General features: G+C 60.5%; 19 protein-coding genes. 9 read left to right on the top strand and 10 right to left on the bottom strand.

Annotation, left to right across the window (positions count from 1 at the left end; genetic code table 11):
• Positions 1 to 77 precede the first annotated feature (77 nt).
• Positions 78 to 2,174: a M10 family metallopeptidase gene (locus BSY16_RS26295; protein WP_069062739.1), complete on the bottom strand. Its 2,097-nt coding sequence runs from the start codon at positions 2,172 to 2,174 to the stop codon at positions 78 to 80.
• Between the two features lie 708 nt (positions 2,175 to 2,882).
• Positions 2,883 to 4,487, bottom strand: coding sequence for an FAD-dependent oxidoreductase (locus BSY16_RS26300; RefSeq protein WP_069062740.1), 1,605 nt, complete (start codon positions 4,485 to 4,487; stop codon positions 2,883 to 2,885).
• Positions 4,488 to 4,716: 229 nt separating this feature from the next.
• Between BSY16_RS26300 and BSY16_RS26305 the strand changes: the two genes are divergently transcribed.
• A complete protein-coding gene (locus tag BSY16_RS26305) occupies positions 4,717 to 6,456 on the top strand; it encodes a cobalamin-dependent protein (RefSeq protein WP_083243123.1) in 1,740 nt (579 codons plus the stop codon).
• Between the two features lie 114 nt (positions 6,457 to 6,570).
• The gene (locus BSY16_RS26310; RefSeq protein WP_069062742.1) at positions 6,571 to 7,431 is read left to right on the top strand and encodes a hypothetical protein; all 861 of its coding nucleotides are present in this window, start codon (positions 6,571 to 6,573) and stop codon (positions 7,429 to 7,431) included.
• Positions 7,432 to 7,449: 18 nt separating this feature from the next.
• Here the strand turns inward: BSY16_RS26310 and BSY16_RS26315 are convergent, their stop codons facing one another.
• Positions 7,450 to 8,208, bottom strand: a complete 759-nt coding sequence (locus tag BSY16_RS26315; protein ID WP_069062743.1) for an NAD(P)-binding domain-containing protein — start codon at positions 8,206 to 8,208, stop codon at positions 7,450 to 7,452.
• Between the two features lie 112 nt (positions 8,209 to 8,320).
• Here BSY16_RS26315 and BSY16_RS26320 point away from each other — a divergent pair, with 112 nt between their 5' ends.
• From BSY16_RS26320 to BSY16_RS26350, 7 genes are all read left to right on the top strand, one after another.
• On the top strand, positions 8,321 to 9,091 hold the full coding sequence (locus BSY16_RS26320; RefSeq protein ID WP_069063712.1) for a GntR family transcriptional regulator: 771 nt from the start codon (positions 8,321 to 8,323) through the stop codon (positions 9,089 to 9,091).
• Positions 9,092 to 9,223: 132 nt separating this feature from the next.
• Positions 9,224 to 10,333 carry a branched-chain amino acid ABC transporter substrate-binding protein gene (locus BSY16_RS26325; protein ID WP_069062744.1) on the top strand — a complete coding sequence of 370 codons (1,110 nt, stop codon included), beginning with the start codon at positions 9,224 to 9,226 and terminating at the stop codon, positions 10,331 to 10,333.
• Positions 10,334 to 10,452: 119 nt separating this feature from the next.
• Positions 10,453 to 11,403 (top strand): branched-chain amino acid ABC transporter permease, encoded by a 951-nt coding sequence (locus tag BSY16_RS26330; RefSeq protein WP_286157264.1) that lies wholly within the window; start codon positions 10,453 to 10,455, stop codon positions 11,401 to 11,403.
• Positions 11,403 to 12,398, top strand: coding sequence for a branched-chain amino acid ABC transporter permease (locus BSY16_RS26335; RefSeq protein ID WP_083243126.1), 996 nt, complete (start codon positions 11,403 to 11,405; stop codon positions 12,396 to 12,398). The genes BSY16_RS26330 and BSY16_RS26335 overlap by 1 nt, the downstream gene beginning before the upstream one ends.
• Positions 12,395 to 13,225 (top strand): ABC transporter ATP-binding protein, encoded by an 831-nt coding sequence (locus BSY16_RS26340; protein ID WP_069062745.1) that lies wholly within the window; start codon positions 12,395 to 12,397, stop codon positions 13,223 to 13,225. The genes BSY16_RS26335 and BSY16_RS26340 overlap by 4 nt, the downstream gene beginning before the upstream one ends.
• Positions 13,149 to 13,898 carry an ABC transporter ATP-binding protein gene (locus BSY16_RS26345; protein WP_171902486.1) on the top strand — a complete coding sequence of 250 codons (750 nt, stop codon included), beginning with the start codon at positions 13,149 to 13,151 and terminating at the stop codon, positions 13,896 to 13,898. Before BSY16_RS26340 ends, BSY16_RS26345 begins: the two co-directional genes overlap by 77 nt.
• Positions 13,891 to 15,180 carry an NAD(P)/FAD-dependent oxidoreductase gene (locus BSY16_RS26350; protein WP_069062747.1) on the top strand — a complete coding sequence of 430 codons (1,290 nt, stop codon included), beginning with the start codon at positions 13,891 to 13,893 and terminating at the stop codon, positions 15,178 to 15,180. The genes BSY16_RS26345 and BSY16_RS26350 overlap by 8 nt, the downstream gene beginning before the upstream one ends.
• Positions 15,181 to 15,201: 21 nt before the next feature.
• Here BSY16_RS26350 and BSY16_RS26355 read toward each other — a convergent pair whose 3' ends face one another.
• The 7 genes from BSY16_RS26355 to BSY16_RS26385 all read right to left on the bottom strand — a co-directional run bounded on the left by BSY16_RS26355 (position 15,202) and on the right by BSY16_RS26385 (position 21,701).
• Positions 15,202 to 15,738 (bottom strand): hypothetical protein, encoded by a 537-nt coding sequence (locus BSY16_RS26355; RefSeq protein WP_069062748.1) that lies wholly within the window; start codon positions 15,736 to 15,738, stop codon positions 15,202 to 15,204.
• 33 nt (positions 15,739 to 15,771) lie between these two features.
• Positions 15,772 to 16,485: an SDR family oxidoreductase gene (locus BSY16_RS26360; RefSeq protein ID WP_069062749.1), complete on the bottom strand. Its 714-nt coding sequence runs from the start codon at positions 16,483 to 16,485 to the stop codon at positions 15,772 to 15,774.
• 221 nt (positions 16,486 to 16,706) lie between these two features.
• Entirely contained in the window at positions 16,707 to 17,441 is a 735-nt protein-coding gene (locus tag BSY16_RS26365) for a GntR family transcriptional regulator (RefSeq protein WP_069062750.1), read from the bottom strand.
• 113 nt (positions 17,442 to 17,554) lie between these two features.
• The gene (locus BSY16_RS26370; protein ID WP_069062751.1) at positions 17,555 to 18,295 is read right to left on the bottom strand and encodes an amino acid ABC transporter ATP-binding protein; all 741 of its coding nucleotides are present in this window, start codon (positions 18,293 to 18,295) and stop codon (positions 17,555 to 17,557) included.
• Positions 18,296 to 18,307: 12 nt separating this feature from the next.
• A complete protein-coding gene (locus tag BSY16_RS26375) occupies positions 18,308 to 19,420 on the bottom strand; it encodes an amino acid ABC transporter permease (protein WP_083243128.1) in 1,113 nt (370 codons plus the stop codon).
• Between the two features lie 10 nt (positions 19,421 to 19,430).
• Positions 19,431 to 20,591, bottom strand: a complete 1,161-nt coding sequence (locus tag BSY16_RS26380) for an ABC transporter permease subunit (RefSeq protein WP_069062752.1) — start codon at positions 20,589 to 20,591, stop codon at positions 19,431 to 19,433.
• Between the two features lie 69 nt (positions 20,592 to 20,660).
• Positions 20,661 to 21,701 carry a transporter substrate-binding domain-containing protein gene (locus tag BSY16_RS26385; protein WP_069062753.1) on the bottom strand — a complete coding sequence of 347 codons (1,041 nt, stop codon included), beginning with the start codon at positions 21,699 to 21,701 and terminating at the stop codon, positions 20,661 to 20,663.
• Positions 21,702 to 21,703 lie beyond the last annotated feature (2 nt).

The raw sequence follows: 21,703 nt of genomic DNA on the forward strand, positions 1-21,703 counted from the left end.
GATTCAACCCCAACCATGACCGCCGTTGGCGATCGTGGTTGGGGTTGTTTGGGTCAGAATATCATTCGACACGGTGGTCAGATTACAAAAAAATCCGCAGCGGTCAGTACCAGCCCCGGCGCCAACGACCCGAACTTAACGGCCGCGAAACTGGTGCCCAATCCGTCCGCGTCATAGAAGAGCGAGCCGGAGTTTGAATTGTACAAGATCTTGTCATTTGCATCCCGCGGCGACAGGCCATTGTCCTTGAAGAGGGACGCCGAGAGCACGCCGGTGGAGGTCAGGCCGGTAAAGATTGCGTTCTCCAGCCTGATCGTGTCATCGGCGACGTTGAAGTCGGTGATCTTGTCGACATTCGTTGCGCCGAGCGCATTGGAAAACACAAAGGTGTCCTTGCCGCCGAGCCCTGTCAGGGTATCATTGCCACCCAGGCCATTTAGAATGTTGTTGCCGGCGTTTCCGGTGATCGACTGGACGAATTCGTTGCCGGTGAGGTCGATCCCGGATGTCCCTGCCGAACCATTGGTGGTCATAAGTTCCACACGGACTCCGGTGCCGAGCTGATAATCGACTGCAGCCATGACCCGGTCTGCGGTGCCGCCGGTTGACGCCTCGACGATTGTCGTTGTTTTACTATAGATTTGATAAGTATCGTTGCCGCCAAGTCCTTTCAATGTATCTCCTGCGCCGCCACCATCCCTCAGAGTATTCGCCCCGGCATTGCCGACGATTTCCTGGTGAAGCGCGTTGCCCGTCAGATTGATCGCCGTGGTGGCTGCCGACGAAACCGTGGTCAACAGCTCGATATCGTCATCCGCCGCCAATGCATAGCTCACCCGAGCAGAGACCCTGTCGGCGGTTCCTTCGCCGGCAACCTCGACAATCACATCGCCGACCCGATCGACGATATAGTGGTCGTTCCCGGTCCGGCCCACCAAAGTGTCTGCGCCGGTTCCGCCATCCAGCCGGTCATCACCCGCTCCACCATCAAGATTGTTATTGCCCTGATTGCCTAGCAACTGGTCGTTCCCCGACCCACCGATCGCATTCTCGATCAGTGAACGCAGGTCGCCGTTGTAGAGAAACGCGTTATAGACGTTGCCCCGGGCATAACCATTGTTCGGGCCGCCGCCAAGATAGGCGACCTGTTCCGGGGACAGGACGGAGGAGTACCCGGGTCTGAGGTCGATTTTGACATCATTGCTATAGTTGGACGTATCATAGGTGTCGTTCGTGCCGCCATTATCCCAGATTGTCAGGAAGATGCGGTTGTAGATCCCGCCTGCTCCGTTGTTGGGTGCGCCCTGGCCGACGCCGTTGACGAACATTTCACCCGTCGTCGGAGACCACGAATACGTAGAATTGCTGCCGCCGAAATTGGCGCCATACATGTATTGCAAGGCTGCAATATCGACCATCATGAAGCTCTGCGGAAAGCCGCCGGCTTCATTCGTATAACTAGTCGGCCCACCCTGGTAACTGATATACGGCATGACGGTATATTCATGATGATTATACTCCACCGGCACGGAAATGTTGGCAGGACCACCGGTTTCATGGCCGTGCTTAAGGCCGAGCGCATGCCCCAGTTCATGCAGCGTCGAGCGGTAGCCGGACGACCCGAGCGTCGCCGTGGCGTAATTGTATCCGCTGAAGGTGCCGAACCACATATCGCCGCCGTAATAGCTGCTCGATGGGTAATAGGCATACGCCGAACCGCCGGGATCCGAAGAATAGGCGGCACGCAATGTGGAATCCGCGCTGTTGCCGTTGTCTATTGTATCGAGGGCGGTAAATCCGTCGATCGAACGCCAGGTATTGCCATCCAGCGCTGCGCGCAGAATTGCTTGCTGGCTCGATGAAATTTGTCCGAAATTCTCCAAAGGCGCGCCGTCTTCATACCCTGCCTCATAATCGGTTGCTTCATCTGGAAAACTAAAGGTGATCGACGTCAGGTTCCATCGTACCCCGGAGAGAAGGCCGTCGACATAATTGATGCCCGACGCAGCAACCGATGTGGTCGCGCCGTCGAACTGCTGCAACGCCGTAGCGGGCTCCTGGCGTACATCGCTTTCAAACGGCAGGAGCGGATTGAAGTCGCCATCCGCGACGGCTTCATAAGCCTTTTGATCAAGTCCGTCATAGAGCGCGCGAGTCTTCAACAATGTGGTCATAAGATCCCCCGGAGGTTGCCATTCATTCGGAATTCATCGGAGAGGAGCCGCCATCCTGCGTATCCCCAGCGTTAATTCTTAAAATGATCGAGATTGTAATATTAATCAACGGTTAAAATCTCTGAAGAGCTGATTTGTATTGTTTTAAGTCGAGCTTTCATGAAGAAAGGTCCGAAATATGGCTACTGTAGTTATGTATATCTTTGGGATGAAGGTATGATGGTGTTGGCTGTCTCAAGTTTAGGTCCATCGCTCAGTCTTTGAGTCTGCCGAACATGGAGGCTTTGTGGTGCTTCAGTAGAGTGCCGGGTCATGCGGGATCGGTACCTTGCGGTTTGCCACCGAAGGATGCAGGCGAGAATCCGATCATCAACCGGTCTGGCCGACCATGGGCAGTTTGTCGAAAATCCGAATATCTACTCCAGCGAACGAAGCGGTTATAAATCGATCGTGTTCCAAATTTTCTCGGAAGCGGCTTGGGAAGGGTCGCTGGCAGCCGGCAAGCGCACGTCAACGTGACATTCCGTCGGCGACATCTCTGCCGGGCAGACAATGGCTGTCTTTCGGCTCGCGAAGGTGCGATCGCCGGCGCACCGAACGTTTTAACGGCGACGCCCGCTATGACGGCCTATCACCGTTGAAGCGGGCGAGGCGGTTGTCATGCACATCCACTTGCCGGCGGCGGATTTTCCGAGCAGTGCAGCGCGCTCACCGGTTTTGTTGAAGTATTGTCTCGGCAGCGATGTAACCCCAGGTCATGTTCGGACCGAGTGTCGTGCCGGCACCGATGGCGCGTGTGCCGAACGGGTTGGCCATTGCGAGGCCGGCGGCATAGAGGCCGGCGATGATAGAGCCGTCCTCCCGGAGCACCTGGCCCCGCTCATTGGTCATCGCGCCGCCTTTGGTGCCAAGGATTGAGCGGTTGAGGGTCATGCCGACATAGGGCGGCTTGTCGATCGGCTTGAGACGGCTTGCCTCGCCGTGCGCCTTGTACGCTTCCCAACTGTTCTCGCCACGCTGGAAATCCGTATCGCGGCCCGTCTTGCAATGGGCATTCCAGCGCGCGATCGTTTGCTCAAGGGCTTCCGCCGGCAGTCCCAGTTTCCGTGCGAGTTCCGGCATCGTTTCCGCCTTTTTGACCCAGCCCGGGTCGTACGAGGCGTACCAGCGAAAGGGGAGGGCAGCGCCCAGAAAGCGGTGATCGCCGATGAGGAAACACGGCAGGTTGAGAGGGGTTCCGTTCTCGTCCCTCGCGTCGAGCGCCTCGCCGATGTTGAAGTCGCTTTCGCTGACGAAGCGCTCGCCGTGGCGGTTCACCACGATGGAATGCGGCTCGGCCTGGAATGTCATTGGAAGGCCGCTGGGGCGTCGTTCGTAGCGGGTGGGAAGGCAAGGATAGATGTTTGCCTGGTCCATGCACGACAACGCGGCCCCGGCGAGCGCGGCCAACAGCTGCCCATCCCCCACGTTGCTGCTCGGGCTGCCGATGCGATCGATCGGGCCTGGAAAATGGCGCGCGACCATCTCCGGATTCCACTCGAATCCACCGCTGGCTATGACGACGCCGCGTGCGGCTTCGATGCGCTGCTTCTGGCCGGCTTGTTCGACATCCACACCATTGATCCGGCCGTCTGCATCGCGGACAAGGTCAACCGCCCGCGCCTCCAGGCGAAACTCGACGCCCGCATCCAGGCAGCCCTTAATGAGCCCGACCATCAGTGCGGTTCCCTGCCCGCCCGAATTGGTCAGCCATCTGCGGAGGAGTTTATACCAGACCTTGAAGCCCGCCTTTATCGGATGATGATAGATGTCGAGGTCGACTGCCTCCTTGTAGGTGAAGCTGTGGGGAAGCGTTGAGCGGCGGAGCCGATTGGCAAAACGGCCGAGAATACGGCGGCTCAATTCCCGAGGCGTGACCATTCGGCCAAAGACCTTGCCACCTGGCGCTTCCGTGAAGGGATCCGGCTCGGCGACAAGCTGGAACTCCAGGGGCGTGTTCTCCGCGAGAAATTGCAGCATGTCGGGCGCCGATTCCACGAAGGCGGCCCACCGTCTGCTATCGCGCTGCTTGAGCTCAGGCGGCTGCACGGCATGGATATAGGCGAGCGCGTCCTGCCGGCTGTCTGCGACACCCGCGGCCGCGGCCACATGGTTCGCTGGAATCCAGATGCCCGCGCCGGACATGGCGGACGTCCCGCCGAGCCGATCCGATTTTTCGAGGACGAGGACTTTCAGCCCGCCCTTTGCAGACCGCAAAGCTGCGGCGCACGCGGCCGAGCCCGATCCAATCACCACCACGTCGAACTCGTTCATTGCCTTCTCCGATGCCGAAACCGCACTATAAGAAGAATAATCTTTATCTGTCTACTATTGTGTCGACACTTTTCGCGCGATAGTCTGACCTGCAATCAGGTTGGAGGATCCTTCCAAAGCACGGCAGGTCAAGCCGCATCGCCATAACCGGCTCACCGACCGGCTATGGTGTGGTGCGTCCGGCCCCATATCTGCGCACCAAACATCTTTCTCGAATGTCGGGCAGCCTATGACAAGAGATGACATATCCGGTCTTCATGATCCGCGCCTCACGGCGGGCGCCGACCTGCTCAGCCAAGGGCGGTCGATGGCCCAGGACTGGCGGCTTGGGACAAGCCGCTTCATGCGTGAGACGGGCGTGGCGTCCGAGGCGGAATGGAAGCGACAGGCCGCCACTGACAAACGTATCATGCAGCATGCCCATATCGGCTTTCGCGATGTCAACCGCACGATCGAGGGTATTCGTGCGGTCCATGGCGCATGCGCCGATGCGGGCATCACGGTCGATCGTTTCGGCATAACGCTCGATTGGTCGATGGGCTATCCCGAGGCGTGGCGTGCCCAAGCATCCCGCGGAACCGGCATTGTCCTGTCGGGGCCAGAGGATTTTGCGCGGATCATCGAGGCGGCCCCCGCAGCCGCGCACTTTGGCGATTTCATGCTGGGGCTTCCCGGTGCGCTCGAAAACACCAGAGCCGCGATCGTGGCCGGCGCCACGGCCATCGGCAATCTCGGGCAATATTTCACCTTCCGGCTGCCCTATTGGGACGATGACGTGGCGACCACGGAAGCGACCGTCACCGCGCTTGGCCTTATCGCAGCGCAAGATGCGGAAATCCTGGTTCATTCCAATCTCGACGACGGCTTCGCCGGCCTGTTCGTGGACATGGCCTGTGCGCTCGGCATGGTGATCATCGAAAAACACATTGTCGAGGGGTTGATCGGCGCGCGGCTCGCCCATTGTTACGGGCATCACTTCAGCGATCCGCTGTCGCGCACCGCCTTTCATGCCGCGCTGGTGCGGGTCAACGATACGCCCGGCACGATGATCTTCGGCAATACGGTCGCTTACCAGTCAACGCCGGCTGGCAATTATGCCAGTCTCGCAAGCTATCTTCTTGCCGATATCCTGGCGCTTGGACGCTGGCCGGCGGGCCACGCGATCAATCCGGTTCCGGTGACGGAGAACCAGCGCATCCCCGACATCGACGAGATAATCGATGCGCAGACCTTTGCCCATCGTCTCACGTTGCAGGCACCATTCTACGATCCGGTTTTCGACTGGGTGCAGGTGGAGGCCATGGCCGACGTCCTGGTTGAGGGCGGGGGACGCTTCGCTACCGCGGTCCTGGACGGTTTGGGCGAGCGCGGCGTGGACGTGAATGACCCGGCTGCATTGCTGCTGGCAATCCGCCGCATGGGACCGAAACGCATGGAGGCACTGTTTGGCCCAGGCGTGCTGGAGGGACGGGGACGAACGCCGTTGATCCATGCGGAATGGGCACGCGAACTCAATCACAAGGCAGAAGACTGGGTTGCGTCACACCGTTCGTTCGCTCCGTCAAAGCCGCTTTCCGTCTGTATCGGCACGACTGACGTGCACGAACACGGCAAATATCTCGTGGAGAAGGCTTTCGAAGGGTTGGGCATAGAAACCATCGATGCTGGCGTCGCCGTCGACCCGGAAACTCTCGTTGCAAAAGCGGCGGAAACCGGCGCGGATGTGATCGCCGTCAGCACATATAACGGAGTCGCACTTTCCTATTCGCGCGCGGTGAAGGCTGCCATGCAGCAGCGCGGCCTCGACCTTCCGGTTCTGATCGGTGGGCGGTTGAACGAGGTGCCGAAGGATTCCAACTCGGGCCTTCCTGTCGATGTTTCGAACGACATCGCAGAGATCGGCTGCATCCCCTGCACGGATCTGGATGGGATGCTGGTCGCGCTCAAAGCCCGTTCGCCTGAAAACTAGACAGGAAGTGTCGGTGGCGGTTGGGTCACTAAATGAAGTGTCGACAGAAATGTATTGGATTATTGTTCGGTGAGGCGGTACCGCGCCTCGCGCTTCGAAAATGAAGGATTAGGGATGCAACTTGTTTTCACTGCCGAAGGCCGTAGCTGGCCAATCCGCCTTACGGGCGATGCCCTGCGCACACGCAGTGCGTTGCTGGCCAGCTTGCCTTTGCGTCTCCAGCTGCATACGCCAAAGATTGCCGGGAGCCATATATATTGGCATGCGCCCTTTGTCGAAGACGTGGAAGGGGCAACCCATGTCCTCGACGCGCAAGCGGGCGCCTTCATCTATTGGCCGGTTCGACAGTTCCTCGAGATTACCTTTGCGCCGTTGCAGGCAGAGAACGCCCAGATCACCGTCCTTGGCCATCTGGACGCTGCGGTGGAGGGCATTGCCGAGCTGGCCGCGACCCTCAAACGCGAGCAGGGTCATCGTGTTATCGAGGGAACTCTAGCGCTCACAGAGGGTACGGAACTGGCAGCGGCTGGCGACACGTCGTCTGTCCTGCCTGCGGATTTGATCTCGCGTCGGAAGGTGCTTTGGCAGGAGATGCCTGCAGACATTGCCCGTCTGACAGCCTCGCGTGCGATCATGCATCCGGCCGGTCCGATTTTCGCGGCCGAAGCGGAGGCGCGGGTGCTGCATGAGCTACTCTGGTGGATCCGCGCCGGCCAAGGTCAGTATGACGACGCTGTCCTGCGGCAGACCATGGCCATTGCACTTGATAAAACGGCGACACGGCTACGCGATTTCTGTCACATGGACGAAACGCCGGCGCTCCTTTTCAGCCTGCGTGACGCGACGGAAGAAGGCGTGCCCGTCGCAGTGCTCGTTGACGAGGCCATTCTTGTCGCGGGCCGCATCGGCGCGTGGCTGGACCTTCTCATTCCGTGGAACGATCTCAATGAGGCATTTCGGGCCGCGCTGGACTGAGCCCGGTTCGCTCGCGTCCTAAGTGGGTGCTTGCTCCGATAGCCTATGAAGAACGGCGTCGCAGGCAGCTTGCCATGCCTGCGGCTGCCTCTCCCTGGCGAGAACATCGAGGCCAAGTTCGGTGATGCCGCCTGGCGTCACCAGTTCCCCGATCAGCGCATCCATCGGCCGGTCGGTTTCCGCGATCAAGCGCCCCGCAGCGACGAAGGTCAGGGCCGCGAGCTTGCGCATGGCGTCGGCATCGCCGCCTTGGTGGGCCGCCCATCCGGCAGATTGCCGGATCAGATCCTGTGCCCAGCCATAGATTGCCGCATTCACGGATGCCACTTCGAACTCGCGTTCGTCGCGAAGGGTGATGACCGGACCGAGCTTCTCAAGAACACCGAAGGCCGCGAGACTGGCGGGGAAGCAGGCCGTGGGGCTGGCATTGATCGCCGCCGCAGTCAGCGGCATCGCGCGCACGGCTTGGGCAAGGCCGACATTGAGGCTGGAAAGCGGTACGCCGGCGCAGAAGGAAAGCATTGTCTGGCCCGCACGCCACGGCAAACCGGCAACGGCATCGGGCGCATCGACAGGGCGCACGGAAAGCAGCACAATGTCCGCGCGTGTAACGAGATCTTCGTTGTCACGCGCAAGGGGAATGTTCCAGCGCTGCGCCAGCTGCCGGGCTTGACCGCGGGGAGACAACAGTATGGATGCCGGATCAACGCCCGCGCGCAGGAGGCCGGACAGGACTGCGGCTGCAAGGTGGCCCACGCCGATAATGCCGACAATCATCATTCGCCTCCAAATTAATGACGGCGGCTTGCCATCGACGCAAAATTAGGAACAAGATATTGCACAAAACTGTAGACACTTTGGTTCTATGCAGCAAGACGCCGGAGGCGCCATGACCGAAAGAATAGAGGCGGATGCGCTGGAAAACGTGCCCGTTGAGGCTGAGCAGGAGGGGCGCCGCTCGGCGGACAGCAGCGAACGGGCCTACAACACGATCCGGAAACTGCTGATAGAATTCAAACTTAAGCCGGATGAGCGCCTGAATGAAGTTCAGTTGTCGCGCAGTCTCGGCGTATCGCGCACGCCCATTCGCGAGGCATTGAACCGGCTTGCTTCCGAGGGGTTCGTGTCGCTCACGCCCAACCGCGGCTTTTTCGTGCGCAGCCTTTCGACGGAGGGCTTGCTCGACCTGTACGAGTTGCGCTCTATCATCGAATGTGCCGCCTTCCGGCTGATGTGTGAGCGGGCCGAAGATACGCAGATTGCGCGACTGACGGCCTATTGGGCCAGCGTCGTCGATGGTTACGAACAAAATCCGCCGGACGAGATCCTTGTCAAGGACGAGACGTTTCACCTGCTGATTGCGGAACTTTCAGGCAATCCTGAACTCGCCAACCAGCTTGCCGCGATCAATGCACGCATCCGCTTCATCCGGCGCATCCAGATCGAGCACACGCATGACAGGAAACAGATCGTTTCCCACTCGGATATCGTCGCCGCCGCCATCCGGCGTGATGCGGAGCGTGGGACGGCGCTGCTGCGCGATCACATCGAAATGACCGTTTCGGCAACGCAGGAGGCGCTGAAGAATGCGCTGCTCAAGGTCTACACATCGGCCGAATCGGCAGCCCGGCCGCGGCGCCGCTCCAACAAAGAGGCCTAAATGCGATAATTGAACGCAATAGTGTCGACACTTTCTTGACGCGACTGTGAATGTCTGCTTCCATGCAGGCAGTGGCAAGAGACCGGAACGGCCTGCCAACAACCGGATCGTGTCAAAGACAGGGGAACTGTTATGAAATTTGTCGCTTCACTTTGCCTCGGCGTTTCGCTTCTCGCGACGCCGAGCCTCGCCGAAGAAATTTCGATCGGCATTGCCGGGCCGCTCTCCGGGCCGCAGGCCTACTTCGGCAACACCTGGCACAATGGCTTCAAGCTCTATTGGGACAAGCTGAATGCGGCTGGCGGCGTCAACGGCGTGACCGTCGCCTACAACCAGCAGGACGACAAGGCCGACCCACGCGAGGGCACGCTGGTAGCCCAGAAGTTCTGCGACGACGACAGTGTCGTGATCGGTCTCGTAAACTTCAATTCCGGTGTGGCGCAATCGACGCTGCCGATCTTCGAAGATTGCACCTTGCCGACCATGACCTTCGGCTCGAACCCGGACCTGACCCAGCAAGACTACAAATACATGGTGCGCCCCGTCGCCAACGACCTCGCTGGCGCTCTGCTGCCGGCTGAATATGCGCTCCAGAAACTCGGTGCGAAGACGGCGATCGTCGTCAACGACAAACAGGTGTTCGGCCAAGGCATTTCCGAAATCTTCGGCAAGAACTTTACGGCTGGCGGCGGGCAGTTGCTCGACACGCTTGCCATTGCGCCGACGGATGTGGACTTCTCTTCGGTTCTCGCCCAGATCAAGGGCAAGGCGCCGGATGTCATCTATGTCGGCGCGGTCATGCCGCAGCTCGCCCTCTTTGCCAAGCAGATGCATGAGCAGGGCGTGACGGCGACCCTCATGGTTCCGGACGGCGGCTACACGCCGGACTTCATCGGCCAGGCGGGTGAGGGCAACGTGCAGGGCACGCTGGTCGCAATCCAGGTTCCCCCGATGGATGCGTCACCGGCGATTGCCGAATTCGCCAAGCTTTACAAGGAGAAGTTCGGCGAAGAAGCCGGACCCTATTCGATCTACGGTTATGTCCAGGGGCAGATCCTCGAGGCCGTGCTGAAGACGACCAAGGGGCTCTCCCGCGAGGAGATGAACGAGGCACTGCACGCCGTAAAGGTCGAGACCGCCGTTGGCGCCCTGGAGTTCGACGATGTTGGTGAGTTGAAGGTCGCGCCGTCCTACCTTTACAAGGTGGAAGGCAAGAACTTCGTGCTGATCGGATCCAGGTAAGCGGGCAGGGCCGGCCTCGGCCGGCCCGTCCGTCCGCCGCGCGGTGGCCTTTTCCGCCGCCGCGCATTTCTTCTTGATATCCGCCGTCCTTCGGCCGCGGACTTTCCGGGCGGACCTCTATGCTGGGAACCCTTATTCAACAGACTGTCAACGCCCTGACGATCGGGTCGATCTACGCTCTGATCGCGTTGGGCTATACGATGGTCTACGGCGTCCTGCGCATGATCAATTTCGCCCATGGTGAGATGTTCATGCTCGGCGCTTACGCCGCATTTCTGGCACTCAGCCTGTTTGTCGGTGAGATCGGCGCGGCCGGTGCATTCGCCTTCACCCTTGCTTTTTTCGGCGCCGTCGTCGCCGTTGGCTTCTTTGGCGTCGGCATCGAGCGGCTGGCCTATAAGCCGCTGCGCAATTCCACCCGCCTGGCGCCAATGCTGTCCTCGCTCGGCGTATCGCTGACCCTTGTCACCGGCCTCCAGATTCTGGCGGGACCGCAACCCGTCGCCTTCCCCAGTTTCTTCCCGGCCACGCGCTACGATTTTTTCGGTGGCACCGTGACGTCCGTGCAGATCGGCATTCTCGTTGCGGCCTTCGTTCTGATGTTCGCGCTCTACATGCTGGTCAATCGCAGCCGCATGGGCATCATCGTGCGCGCCGTCTCGGAAAGCCGCCCCACGGCGCAGCTTCTCGGCATCAACGTCAATCTGGCGATTTCGGCGGTCTTCTTCTCCGGCCCGCTGCTTGGCGCTGCCGGTGGCATTCTCTATGCCAGCTACTACGGCATCATGTCGCCGACGATGGGCGCCGTCATCGGCCTCAAGGCCTTCACCGCAGCGATCCTCGGCGGGATAGGCTCCATTCCAGGCGCCATGCTGGGCGCCTACATTCTGGCTTTCGTCGAAGTGGGAGGCACGGCGCTGCTGCCGATCCTCACCAACGGCATGCTCGGCACGGAGTATCGTGACGTGCTGTCCTTCATCATCCTCATCCTCGTGCTGCTCGTGAGACCCGCCGGTATTCTTGGCGAGCCGGTGTCCGAGGAAAGCATGGTCTACAAGAGGGAGTTCTGATGTCTGCGATCGACGCCTCTTCCCCCGCCAAACCAAAGGCAAGCCGTCTCGTCGCACTTCTCGTGCTTGCCGCCATTGCAGCCCTGATCGTCGCGACGCCGTTTCTGTCGAACTACCACATCCGCGTCGTCAACAGCCTGCTGATCTACATCCTGCTCGGGATCGGCCTCAACATCGTCATCGGCTATACCGGCCTTCTCGATCTGGGTTTCGTGGCGTTCTATGCGGTGGGAGCTTACACCTACGCACTGTTGGCCAGCCCGCAGCTCGATCTGCACCTGCCCTTCCTCCTGATCGTCGGCATCGCGGCCCTCATGGGCATGATCACCGGCATCCTGCTCGGCATCCCGGTCCTGAAGCTGAGAGGCGATTATCTCGCCATCGTGACCCTCGGTTTCGGCGAGATCATCCGCATCGTGATCAACAATGTCGATTGGCTGACCGGCGGCCCGAAGGGCATTGCACGCCTCGACAAGGCCTCCATTCTTGGCGTGGAGGTCGCGCGGCCGGTGGAAATTTACTGGCTGCTGTTGGTCACTGTCGTCCTGACGGGGATCCTCGTCTGGCGGCTCGAACGCTCCATCCTCGGCAAAGCCTGGGCTGCGATCCGCGAAGACCAGGATGCTGCGCGCGGCATCGGCATCAACACGACCAATGCCAAGCTCGCGGCCTTCGCGACCTCCGCCACCATCGGCGCCGTTGCCGGGACGATCTTTGCCGCGTCGCAGCGTTTCGTCAGCCCGGAAAGCTTTACGCTGCAGGAATCCGTGCTGATCGTCCTTATGATCGTCATCGGAGGGATCGGCAACATTCTGGGCATCGTCGCGGGTGCGGCCATTCTCATCCTGTTGCCGGAAATGCTCAGGGAATTTGCCGAATGGCGCATCCTCTTCCTGGGTATCCTGATGGTCGTTCTCATCATCGTGCGCCCGGCCGGCATCGTGCCGCGCAGCTTCGGCCCGGAAAAACTCATTCGGGGGCTTTTCGGAAAATGACACTCGTCTTCAGCAACCTGCGAAAGCAGTACGGCGCCAATGTCGCCATCAACGACGTCTCGACCGAATTCGCGCCTGGCCTCATTCACGGCGTCATCGGCCCGAACGGTGCCGGCAAATCGACGCTTATCAATATGACAGCCGGCTCCTACACCGTCTCTGCGGGCTCCATCTCCCTCGACGGGCGGCGCCTGGACGGGATGAAGAAATACCAGATCGCCAATTCCGGCATCGCGCGCACCTACCAGAACATCCGCCTGTTCGATCAGATGACCGTGCTGGAGAATCTGGAAGTCTGTTCCTATCCGGCGCAGGTGCGCGACACGTGGAAAGAGGTTCTCTGGCCGCCCTATGGGCGCGCTCGCGCGGGATCACGTCGCGAATCCTGTATGGAAATCCTGCGCTTCTTCGATCTCCAGGGGTATGCCGACATGGAAGCCGGCAGCCTTCCCTATGGCCGCCAACGCATGTTGGAAATCGCCCGCGCCCTCGCCATGAACCCGCGCGTTCTTCTGCTCGACGAGCCTGCCGCGGGTCTCAACCACCATGAAACGGCCGATCTGACGGCCAAGCTCGCCGAATTGCGCTCGCCTGATCGGATCATGCTCGTCGTCGAGCATGACATGGATCTGGTGATGACGCTTTGCGACAGGATTGTCGTGATGCATCACGGCAAACTCCTCTTCCAGGGAACGCCCGCCGAAGTTCAGGCGAGCAGCGACGTTCAACTTGCCTATCTGGGGACTGATAATGACATCGATGACATCAGAGCCGCTGCTCAAGATCGCCGGGCTCAGCTCGGGATACGGGCGCGTCGGCGTTCTTGAAAGCGTCGATCTCGAGGTCGACCCGCGTGAGATCGTCGTTATCCTCGGACCCAATGGTGCGGGCAAGACGACGCTGCTCAACTCGATCTCGGGTGTGGCTCGTCCCACGGCCGGCACCATTCACTTCGAGGGCCGCGATATCACCGGCGCGCGACCGGAGCAGGTGGTGCGCATGGGGCTTACTCACTGCCCGGAGGGGCGGCAGATCTTCCAGCGCCTGACGGTCGAGGAAAACCTCGTCGCCGCCCATATCGGCCGTGCCGGCAAGAGTTTCGAGGCGTTGCGGACAGAGGTGTTTGACCTCTTTCCCGTTCTCAAGGAGCGCCGCAACGGCATGGCGAGCCGCATGTCCGGCGGCCAGCAGCAGATGCTGGCGATCGGTCGTGCGCTGATGGCGGAACCGACGCTTCTCATGCTGGACGAACCCTCTCTCGGCCTTGCTCCGAAGATCGTCCACCAGATCTTCCGCATCATCCTCGACCTGTCGAAAACCGGCATGTCGATCCTGCTCGTGGAGCAGAATGTCCAGCTTGCGCTGGAATGCGGCGACTATGGCTATCTGTTCAACATGGGGCAGGTGAAGCTCCATGGACCTGCGCAGGAAATGGCGGAGCACTCGGCGCTGGGCGAACTCTATCTCGGCGGGGCCAACGAGGACACCGTCCGTGTTTGACGTCGACTGGAAGAACCCGCATCTATGGCGGAAGACGACAGCAACCCGAAATGCTTCTCCCGCACTCGCCGATGATATCGAGACTGACGTGCTTGTGGTCGGCGGCGGTTTTACCGGTCTCGCCGCGGCGCTGGGTGCGCGCGATAGCGGGGCGAGCGTCGTTCTTCTCGAGGGCAACGAGATTGGCTCGGCTGCGTCCGGCCGCAACAACGGTCTCGTCATTTCGCATCATTCCAAGGCCTCGCCCTCCGAACTCGAAGCGAGTTTTGGGAAGGTGCATGGCGCGCGGTTCAACGCTCTTGTCGCAGGCGCAGCCGATGTCGCCTTCGGGCTGATGCAGCGCTTCGGCATTGATGCCCATCAAGTCCAGGAGGGCTGGATCCAGCCGGCGCACACGAAGGCGACGCTCGCTCGTGCGCGTCGGTTCCATGACGAATGGCGAGCCTTCGGCGCGCACGTCTCCTGGCTCGACCGGGACGAGGTGACGGAGAGGGTGGGAAGCCCGTATCTTGGTGGCTGGATGGTGCGCAATTCCGGGCATATCAATCCCTTCGCGATGACGGTCGGGCTTGCCGGCGCGGTCGAGCGCGACGGCGTGAGGCTCTTCGAAAACACCCGGGCGCTCCGTCTGGAGCGGGTGGCGGCGGGTTGGAAAGTCTACGCAAGCAGCGGCAGCGTGACCGCGCGCGAGGTTGTGCTGGCCACAAATGCATTGACGGATGACCTATGGCCCAGCTTGAAGCGCACGCTCATTCCGATGAAGGTCTTTCAAGCGGCAACTGAGCCGCTCGCCGAGGACCTGAGGGCACAGATTCTCGTCGGCAATCCGGCGGTCTCCGATATGCGCAACGACCTTCGCTACTTCCACTATGACCGCGACGGACGTCTTGTCAGTGGTGCGACGCATACATTCTGGCATGACGAGGCGGCCCGCGGGCGGGCCAAGGTTGCGAAAATGCTCGCCAGCACCTTCAAGGCATTTGGCGGCGAACCGCGCATTACCGAATATTGGCATGGTACCTTCGCGGTGGTTCCGGATCTGAAGCCGCACCTCTATCGGCTGGCACCGGGCCTGGTCTTCGGCGGCCTGTATTCCGGCCGGGGCGTGGCGCTTTCTATGGCTCTGGGGCAGGAGATCGGCCGTTGGGCTGCCGGCCGCCGGACCGATGCGGACATGCCGCTGCCCGTGACCGCGATGAAGCCGATCGCCTTCCATTCCCTCGCCGTGCAGGTGGCCAATCGCATTCATCCGTGGAACCGCTTCAAGGACAGGCGTGCCTGACCTTGAAGCGTCGCCGGGGCGTTACCGCTTACCGTCGAGATTGCGGAAGTAGCGAACCTCGATCGCGCGCAGGATATCGCGCGGTTCTTCGTCGTAGCTTTCGGAAAACTGGTCATCGCCACTTTCAATCGTGATTGCCCAGCGGCCACGATGCGGGTTGAGCGCGCAATCCGGGAAATTCATGTGATGGTGCCAGGATTTGCCGGCATCATCGATCTCGACGAGACGGCGCAGCAGCGGCGACCCGTCTAGCAATGCGCCTTCGGCACTTGCCGGGTGGCCTGCATCCAGGATGTCGTCGCCATGCAGCATCTTCACAAGTTGCTTGTCCACTTCCGGAAAGCCGTCCGAGGGGGCGATGTAGGCAGTCTGCGTTGAATCGTCTTCCACGACGGCTGCATAGCGGCCCTCGAAAGGGTTGAAACGGCAGCCGGGAGACAGAACGTGCGAATGCCATGCCTTCCCCTCGCTTTGAAGACGGTTGGCAAGCGGCAAGCACTCTTCAAGCGCAATGGTTTTGTAGTTGATCGAGCCGTGGTGGACAGTGCCGTTGCACATGGGAATGCCTTTTGTTGGATTTCGGGGTGGGGATCAGCCCTTCGAGAAACGCGTTCCGCCGACAACCTGTCGGGTCGGCATCATCTCGACGGTGGAAATATCGGTCGCCGGCGGGGTGGCGAGCATGTGGAGGATCGTCTGGGCGACATCGTCCGGGAGGATGCATTCGTAGCCATCGTAAAAATCAGTATCCATCTCGAGCTGGCCGTGAATGCCGGTTCGCACACGGCCAAGGCGGATTTCGCCGACCCGGATAGGCGTGTCCTGAAGATCGAAGCGCAGATTTGCCGCAACCGACTGCATGGCGGCCTTGGTGGCGCTGTAGGCGCCGGGGCCCGCGCCCGCTACATTGCCGCAAATCGAGCCCAGCAGCACGATCGAGCCGCGCTGGCGCTCGACCATCCCGGGAACGACGGCGCGCAAGATGTTGAACATGCCGGTGACATTGACGGCGATCAGTTGCGCGATCGTCTCTGCCGGTGTCCGATGGATCGGCAGGTTTGGTCCGAGAAGGCCGGCGCCGTGGATCAGAACGTCCGCCGTCACGCCCACCAGTGCGGCGTCGACCGCCTCGGCATCGGAGATATCGACCGCAATACCCGTGCAGCCACATGCGTCGGAGAGTTGTTCAAGGGCATCCCGGCGCGTCCCAAGGGCAAGAACCTGAAAGCCCTTTTCCGTTAGCTGTCGCGTCACGGCCTGGCCGATGCCGCCTGTTGCCCCCGTCACGATTGCTGTTCCAGCCATCCGTTTTCTCCACCAGAGGGCGCCATGTTATTTGTTGTAACATTTTGCGTGACGCGCTCTTGCGCGTCAAGGAAAAGATGCAGGAAATCGCCGACTTATGATGAAAAGGTGTGTCGCGGGTTCGCGACTGAAGATGGCAAAAAAGCGAAACAACGCCCACAATACGGCGCGTGCAGGACGTACCGCGCTGCCCCGGGGCTTGGGCATCCTGTGCTTCGGTCTTACCGGCCAGCCTTTTGGCGGCGCTCTGCTCCCTGCTGCGCCGTGATCATATCCAGCAGCGTATCGGCTGCGAAATTGATGTCGATGACGACGGCACTCGCGAGACGTTCGGGGTCGCGCGAATGAAGGGCGCGGACCATCGTGTGGTGATTGTTTATGCCCTGGTCCATCTGGCCGAAGCTGGGATAGATGACGTTCAGGTAGGAACTGTTCATCATCCAGCGCTTCTCGATCATTCGCACCAGCTCGCTCATGCCGCTGGCACGGTAGATCGCGAAGTGGAATTCCCAGTTCAATTCCATGACCTGGGCGTAGTCTTTCCGCTCGTTCGCCTCCACCATCATCTCGTTGATGCGCGTGATGTTGGCGATGCCCTCGTCGGTGATGCGCATGGCCGCCTCGCGCGCGGCCAAGGCCTCGAGTGCCGTGCGGATTTTTGTCAGTTCGACGATCCGCTCCGTCGTGAGCGTCGGCACATAGACGGAGCCGTTCGGCCGCATTTCGAGAATGCCCTCGGCGGCAAGGTTGTAAAGTGCTTCCCGGGCGGGCGTCAGGCTTACGTCGAGCGCGGTTGCGACCGCACGGATCGTCAATTTCTGGCCGGGCTTGAAACGGCCAGCCATGATGGCGCTTCCAAGCTGGGTGCGGACCTGCTGGCCGAGGGTCTCGCTACGACCGATCGGCGCCAGATCCACGCCGGCCAGCGAAACGTCCAAAGGCTTCTTCTTGCTCATTCTGCCGCCAAACTGTGTGAACCTGCCGACCACGCGGCAGTCCCGCTCATCGTATTTCTGTTACTTGTCATTGCATACAAGAGCGAGACAAGCCGCACAACTCTCTCCCCGTCTCAGTGACTGAGGACCTGGCTCAGGAATGTGCGGGTTCGCTCACTCTTCGGATTGTCGAACAGGTCCGCCGGAGGGCCTTCCTCAACGATCTCGCCCTTGTCCATGAAGATGACACGGTCAGCGACCTGGCGGGCAAACCCCATTTCATGGGTCACGCATACCATCGTCATGCCGTCGTTCGCCAACTCCACCATGACGTCCAGCACCTCCTTGATCATTTCCGGATCGAGGGCGGAGGTGGGTTCGTCAAAGAGGAGGATCTTCGGCTTCATGCACAGCGCGCGTGCAATGGCGACGCGCTGCTGCTGGCCGCCGGAGAGCTGGCCGGGGAATTTCTCAGCCTGCTCGGGAATGCGAACGCGCTCCAGATACGTCATGGCAGTCGCCTCGGCTTCCTCTATCGGTACCTTGCGGGCGAGGGTAGGGGCGAGCGTGCAGTTCTCCAGCACGGTCAGGTGCGGAAACAGATTGAAATGCTGGAACACCATGCCGACTTCCCGGCGGATATGATCGATCTTGGCGATATCGTCATTCAGTTCGGTGCCGAGAACGTTGATCAGGCCATCCTGATGTTCTTCCAACCGGTTGATGCAGCGGATCAGGGTAGACTTGCCAGAGCCCGACGGGCCGCAGATGACGATCCGCTCGCCCGTGGGGACCTCCAGGTTGATATCCCGCAGGACCTGGAAGCGGCCGTAAAACTTGTTCATGCCGGAAATGTGGACCGCGGCTTCGCTCATCACGAATCTCTTTCAATGCTGGCCGATACGCATGCGCCGTTCGAGATAGGCGCCATAGCGGGAGAGGCTGAAAACGAACAGGAAGTAGACGAGACCGACGAAAATATAGACCTCGAAGTAGGCGAAGGACCATTCGCCCGTGCCGTAGGCCGCATGGCCGGAGGCAAGAATATCGAAGAAGCCGATGATCACGATCAGCGAGGTCTCCTTGAAGGTGATCACGAGCTGGTTGATCGTCGGCGGCAGGGCATTGCGGAAGGCCTGCGGCAGGATGATGCGGCCGGTGCGCTGCCAATAGCCAAGCCCGAGCGCTTTCGCAGCCTCTTCCTGCCCGACGGGAACGGATTGAATGCCGCTGCGGATGATCTCGGCCTGATACGCGGCGAAGAAAAGCGCAAAGCCGATGATGACGCGCCAGATCTTGTCACCCTGCAGCCAGCCGGGCAACACGAAGGGGAGGATCAGTGCCGCGGTAAAGAGGATGGTGATGAGGGGCAGGGAGCGCACGCCGTCGATGAATGCGCCCGTGGTCCTCGAAACGACGGGCAGTTCCGAACGCCGCAAGAGCGCCAGCGCGATCGCCATCGGCATGCCGATCAGCACGCCCGCGGCATAAAGGAAGACCGTCAGCGTCAGGCCGCCCCAGTCAGCCGGCATGACAACAGGCATTCCGAAAACGCCACCACGCATGAGGATATAGAAGACCAGAAAGCCGGTGCACCAGAGGCTTGCCAGCCGCAACGGCTTCCAGAACCATGGCACGCAGGACAAGACGATCGTGACCACCATTGCAATGCAGGCGAGCATCGAGCGCCACTGTTCGTCATAGGGGAACAGGCCGAAGGTGATGATGCGCCAGCGCTGATGGATCACCGCCCAGCAGGCGCCTTCAATGCCGCGACAGACTGCCGAGGTACCGTCAGGCGAGATCCAAACGGCATTCAGAATGGCCCAATCGGCGGCCAGGAAGGCGAAATAGGCGAGGAAGATGATCCCCGACACCGAAATGACGGCATTGAAAGGGGTCCGAAAATAACGCCGGCGGATTTTTTCCAGCACGCCTGTGGGGCGAAAGCCGGAGGCGTTCAGTGGAGAAACGGTGGTTGTCGCGGAAACGGTTGCCATGGGGCTCTCTTCAGGTTCTCAGCTGCGTGCCCTTGAGGGCAATCGCCTTGTTGACGCGATTGAGCACGAAGGAGAGCGTGTTGTTCATGATGAGGAAGCCGGCCATCAGGATTGCGATCAGCTCGAGTGTCTGGCCGCTCTGGTTGATGGAAACGGAAATGACCGAGAAGAAGTCCGCAAAACCGACGACGATGCCGAGCGTCGTCGCCTTGAACAGCCAGACATATTGGTTGATCAGCGTGGGGAGAACGGCGCGGATGGCGAGCGGAAGATGCACGCGCGAAAAGACATGCCACGGCGAAAGGCCGAGGGCACGCGCCGCCTCGACCTGCCCCTTGCCGACCGAGATGAAACCGGCGCGGATGACCTCGGCGATATAGGTGCCGCCATAGATGGCGGTGGCGATGGCAAGCGCCGCCATTTCCGGTGGGACGGTGATGCCGCCGCGGAAATTGAGGCCTTGCAGCGAGGGGATGGAGATGAGTGCAGAGCCCGGTTCGCGCGCATAGACGAGGATGGCCGTCATGGCTGCCAGCGTGGTTGCGGCAATGATGCTTTGAACCTTTCCCCGGCTTCGAATGCGTCGGAAGCGGCGGGTCATCGAAAACCAGGCGAGGCAGGTAAGGCCGGCAACCAGCACCAGTGCCACGGCCGCAAACCATTTCCCTTCCACGTTCAGGCTCGGGATGAACACGCCACGGGCAGAGAGAAACACGGAATCGAACAGCGCATACGCCTGCTTGGGCGGCGGAAAATGCGTGAGCGCGGCATACCAGAACAGGGCCTGGAGGATGAGCGGCACGTTGCGGAAGGCTTCAATGTATAGCGTTCCGATGTCGTTGAGGACGCCGTTCGATGAAATCCGGAAAATCGCGATGACCAGGCCGACGATGTTGGCAAGCACGATGCTGAGCAGGCCAAGGAAGATTGTGTTGACGATGCCAACCCAGATCATGCGCGCATAGGAGCTGAACGGATCGAACGGGATCAGCGAAAAGCCGATTCTGAAGCCGGTCGACTTGTACAGGAAGTCGAAACCGCCCGTCATGCCTTGCGCGGCCATCTTGGCCGTCGCCTCATGCACGGCGCCCGTGATGGCAAGGACGAGAATGACGAGAAAGGCGACCTGATAGATGACGTTGCGCGTTTTTCTGTTTCTCAATATCTGCATCGGAACACCTCTCCGCTCTGATCGTGACCGCCGGCGCGTCAAGCACCGGCGGTCGTCTCGGGAGGAGGATCAGTCGAGAACGAGCGGGTAGAGAATTCCGCCATTCTTGAGGAGCGCATTGACGCCACGTTCGACCTTGTAGGGCGAATCCTTACCGATGTTGCGGTCCCAGATTTCCGAATAGTTGCCGACGGTCTTGATGACGTTGTAGGCCCAGTCGTCCGTCAGGCCGAGCGGCGTACCCATGCCGGGCGTCGCACCCAGAAGCTTGCCGACCGCAGGCGTCGGGGGATTGGCCTTCATCTCGTCCACATTCGCGCTGGTCACCCCGGACTGTTCGGCCAGAAGCAATGCCGTCTGCACCCAGTTGGCGATATCGATCCAGTTGTCATCACCCTGGCGCATCACGATGCCCACCGGCTCGGCAGACAGGACGTCGGGAAGGATCACGAAGTCGTCCGCATTCTTTGCCTCGGTGGCGCGCAGGACGCCGAGCTGTAGGTCCCATTCCATCATGGCGTCGCAACGGCCCGAGAGGAAGGCAGCATTGGCTTCTTCCGTCTTTTCGAAGGGCACGACTTCGAGCTTGTAGCCGTTTTCGGCCTCATGCTCGACAGCATAGCGCTCCATCGTCGTGCCGGTTGGCAGGCAAAGCGTACCGCCATCCAGATCCTTGGCAGAGGTGATGTTCAGTTCCTTGCGAACCATGTAGTGGATCGCGGCCATCATGTAGGGCTGCGCGAACTGCGCGCGGATTTCGGTGTCGCGGCTGAACGTCCAGCCGGAGGACTTGATGACGAGATCCAGTTCGCCGGACTGGAGCGACGGCCAGCGTTGCGCCCAGCTTGTGGGCTTGACGTCGAGGTGATTTTCCCAGGCGCCGAAGACGGCGGTTGCTACGGCGCGGCAGAGGTCGATGTCGAACCCTTTCCAGTTGCCTTTGTCGTCGACTTCCGCGAGGCCCATGTAGGAGCCGTTGTGCCCGGTGCAGGAAAGCGCGCCGCGCTCCTTCACCTTCTTGAGTGTTTCACCGTACTCGGCGTGGGCCGGGGTGATGGAAAGAAGAACGGTACCCGCGAGCGCGGCCGCAAGTGTCAGCTTGATAGACATGA

The organism is Sinorhizobium sp. RAC02, from assembly GCF_001713395.1.
GTDB lineage: Bacteria > Pseudomonadota > Alphaproteobacteria > Rhizobiales > Rhizobiaceae > Shinella.

What these genes read in the sequence shown, in the direction of transcription:
- BSY16_RS26300 (WP_069062740.1), bottom strand. Translation starts at nt 4,487, where the DNA reads ATGAACGAGTTCGACGTGGTGGTGATTGGATCGGGCTCGGCCGCGTGC.
- BSY16_RS26355 (WP_069062748.1), bottom strand. Translation starts at nt 15,738, where the DNA reads ATGTGCAACGGCACTGTCCACCACGGCTCGATCAACTACAAAACCATT.
- BSY16_RS26295 (WP_069062739.1), bottom strand. Translation starts at nt 2,174, where the DNA reads ATGACCACATTGTTGAAGACTCGCGCGCTCTATGACGGACTTGATCAA.
- BSY16_RS26310 (WP_069062742.1), top strand. Translation starts at nt 6,571, where the DNA reads ATGCAACTTGTTTTCACTGCCGAAGGCCGTAGCTGGCCAATCCGCCTT.
- BSY16_RS26330 (WP_286157264.1), top strand. Translation starts at nt 10,453, where the DNA reads ATGCTGGGAACCCTTATTCAACAGACTGTCAACGCCCTGACGATCGGG.
- BSY16_RS26375 (WP_083243128.1), bottom strand. Translation starts at nt 19,420, where the DNA reads ATGGCAACCGTTTCCGCGACAACCACCGTTTCTCCACTGAACGCCTCC.
- BSY16_RS26305 (WP_083243123.1), top strand. Translation starts at nt 4,717, where the DNA reads ATGACAAGAGATGACATATCCGGTCTTCATGATCCGCGCCTCACGGCG.
- BSY16_RS26360 (WP_069062749.1), bottom strand. Translation starts at nt 16,485, where the DNA reads ATGGCTGGAACAGCAATCGTGACGGGGGCAACAGGCGGCATCGGCCAG.
- BSY16_RS26365 (WP_069062750.1), bottom strand. Translation starts at nt 17,441, where the DNA reads ATGAGCAAGAAGAAGCCTTTGGACGTTTCGCTGGCCGGCGTGGATCTG.
- BSY16_RS26345 (WP_171902486.1), top strand. Translation starts at nt 13,149, where the DNA reads ATGACATCGATGACATCAGAGCCGCTGCTCAAGATCGCCGGGCTCAGC.
- BSY16_RS26385 (WP_069062753.1), bottom strand. Translation starts at nt 21,701, where the DNA reads ATGTCTATCAAGCTGACACTTGCGGCCGCGCTCGCGGGTACCGTTCTT.
- BSY16_RS26315 (WP_069062743.1), bottom strand. Translation starts at nt 8,208, where the DNA reads ATGATTGTCGGCATTATCGGCGTGGGCCACCTTGCAGCCGCAGTCCTG.
- BSY16_RS26335 (WP_083243126.1), top strand. Translation starts at nt 11,403, where the DNA reads ATGTCTGCGATCGACGCCTCTTCCCCCGCCAAACCAAAGGCAAGCCGT.
- BSY16_RS26325 (WP_069062744.1), top strand. Translation starts at nt 9,224, where the DNA reads ATGAAATTTGTCGCTTCACTTTGCCTCGGCGTTTCGCTTCTCGCGACG.
- BSY16_RS26320 (WP_069063712.1), top strand. Translation starts at nt 8,321, where the DNA reads ATGACCGAAAGAATAGAGGCGGATGCGCTGGAAAACGTGCCCGTTGAG.
- BSY16_RS26340 (WP_069062745.1), top strand. Translation starts at nt 12,395, where the DNA reads ATGACACTCGTCTTCAGCAACCTGCGAAAGCAGTACGGCGCCAATGTC.
- BSY16_RS26380 (WP_069062752.1), bottom strand. Translation starts at nt 20,591, where the DNA reads ATGCAGATATTGAGAAACAGAAAAACGCGCAACGTCATCTATCAGGTC.
- BSY16_RS26370 (WP_069062751.1), bottom strand. Translation starts at nt 18,295, where the DNA reads ATGAGCGAAGCCGCGGTCCACATTTCCGGCATGAACAAGTTTTACGGC.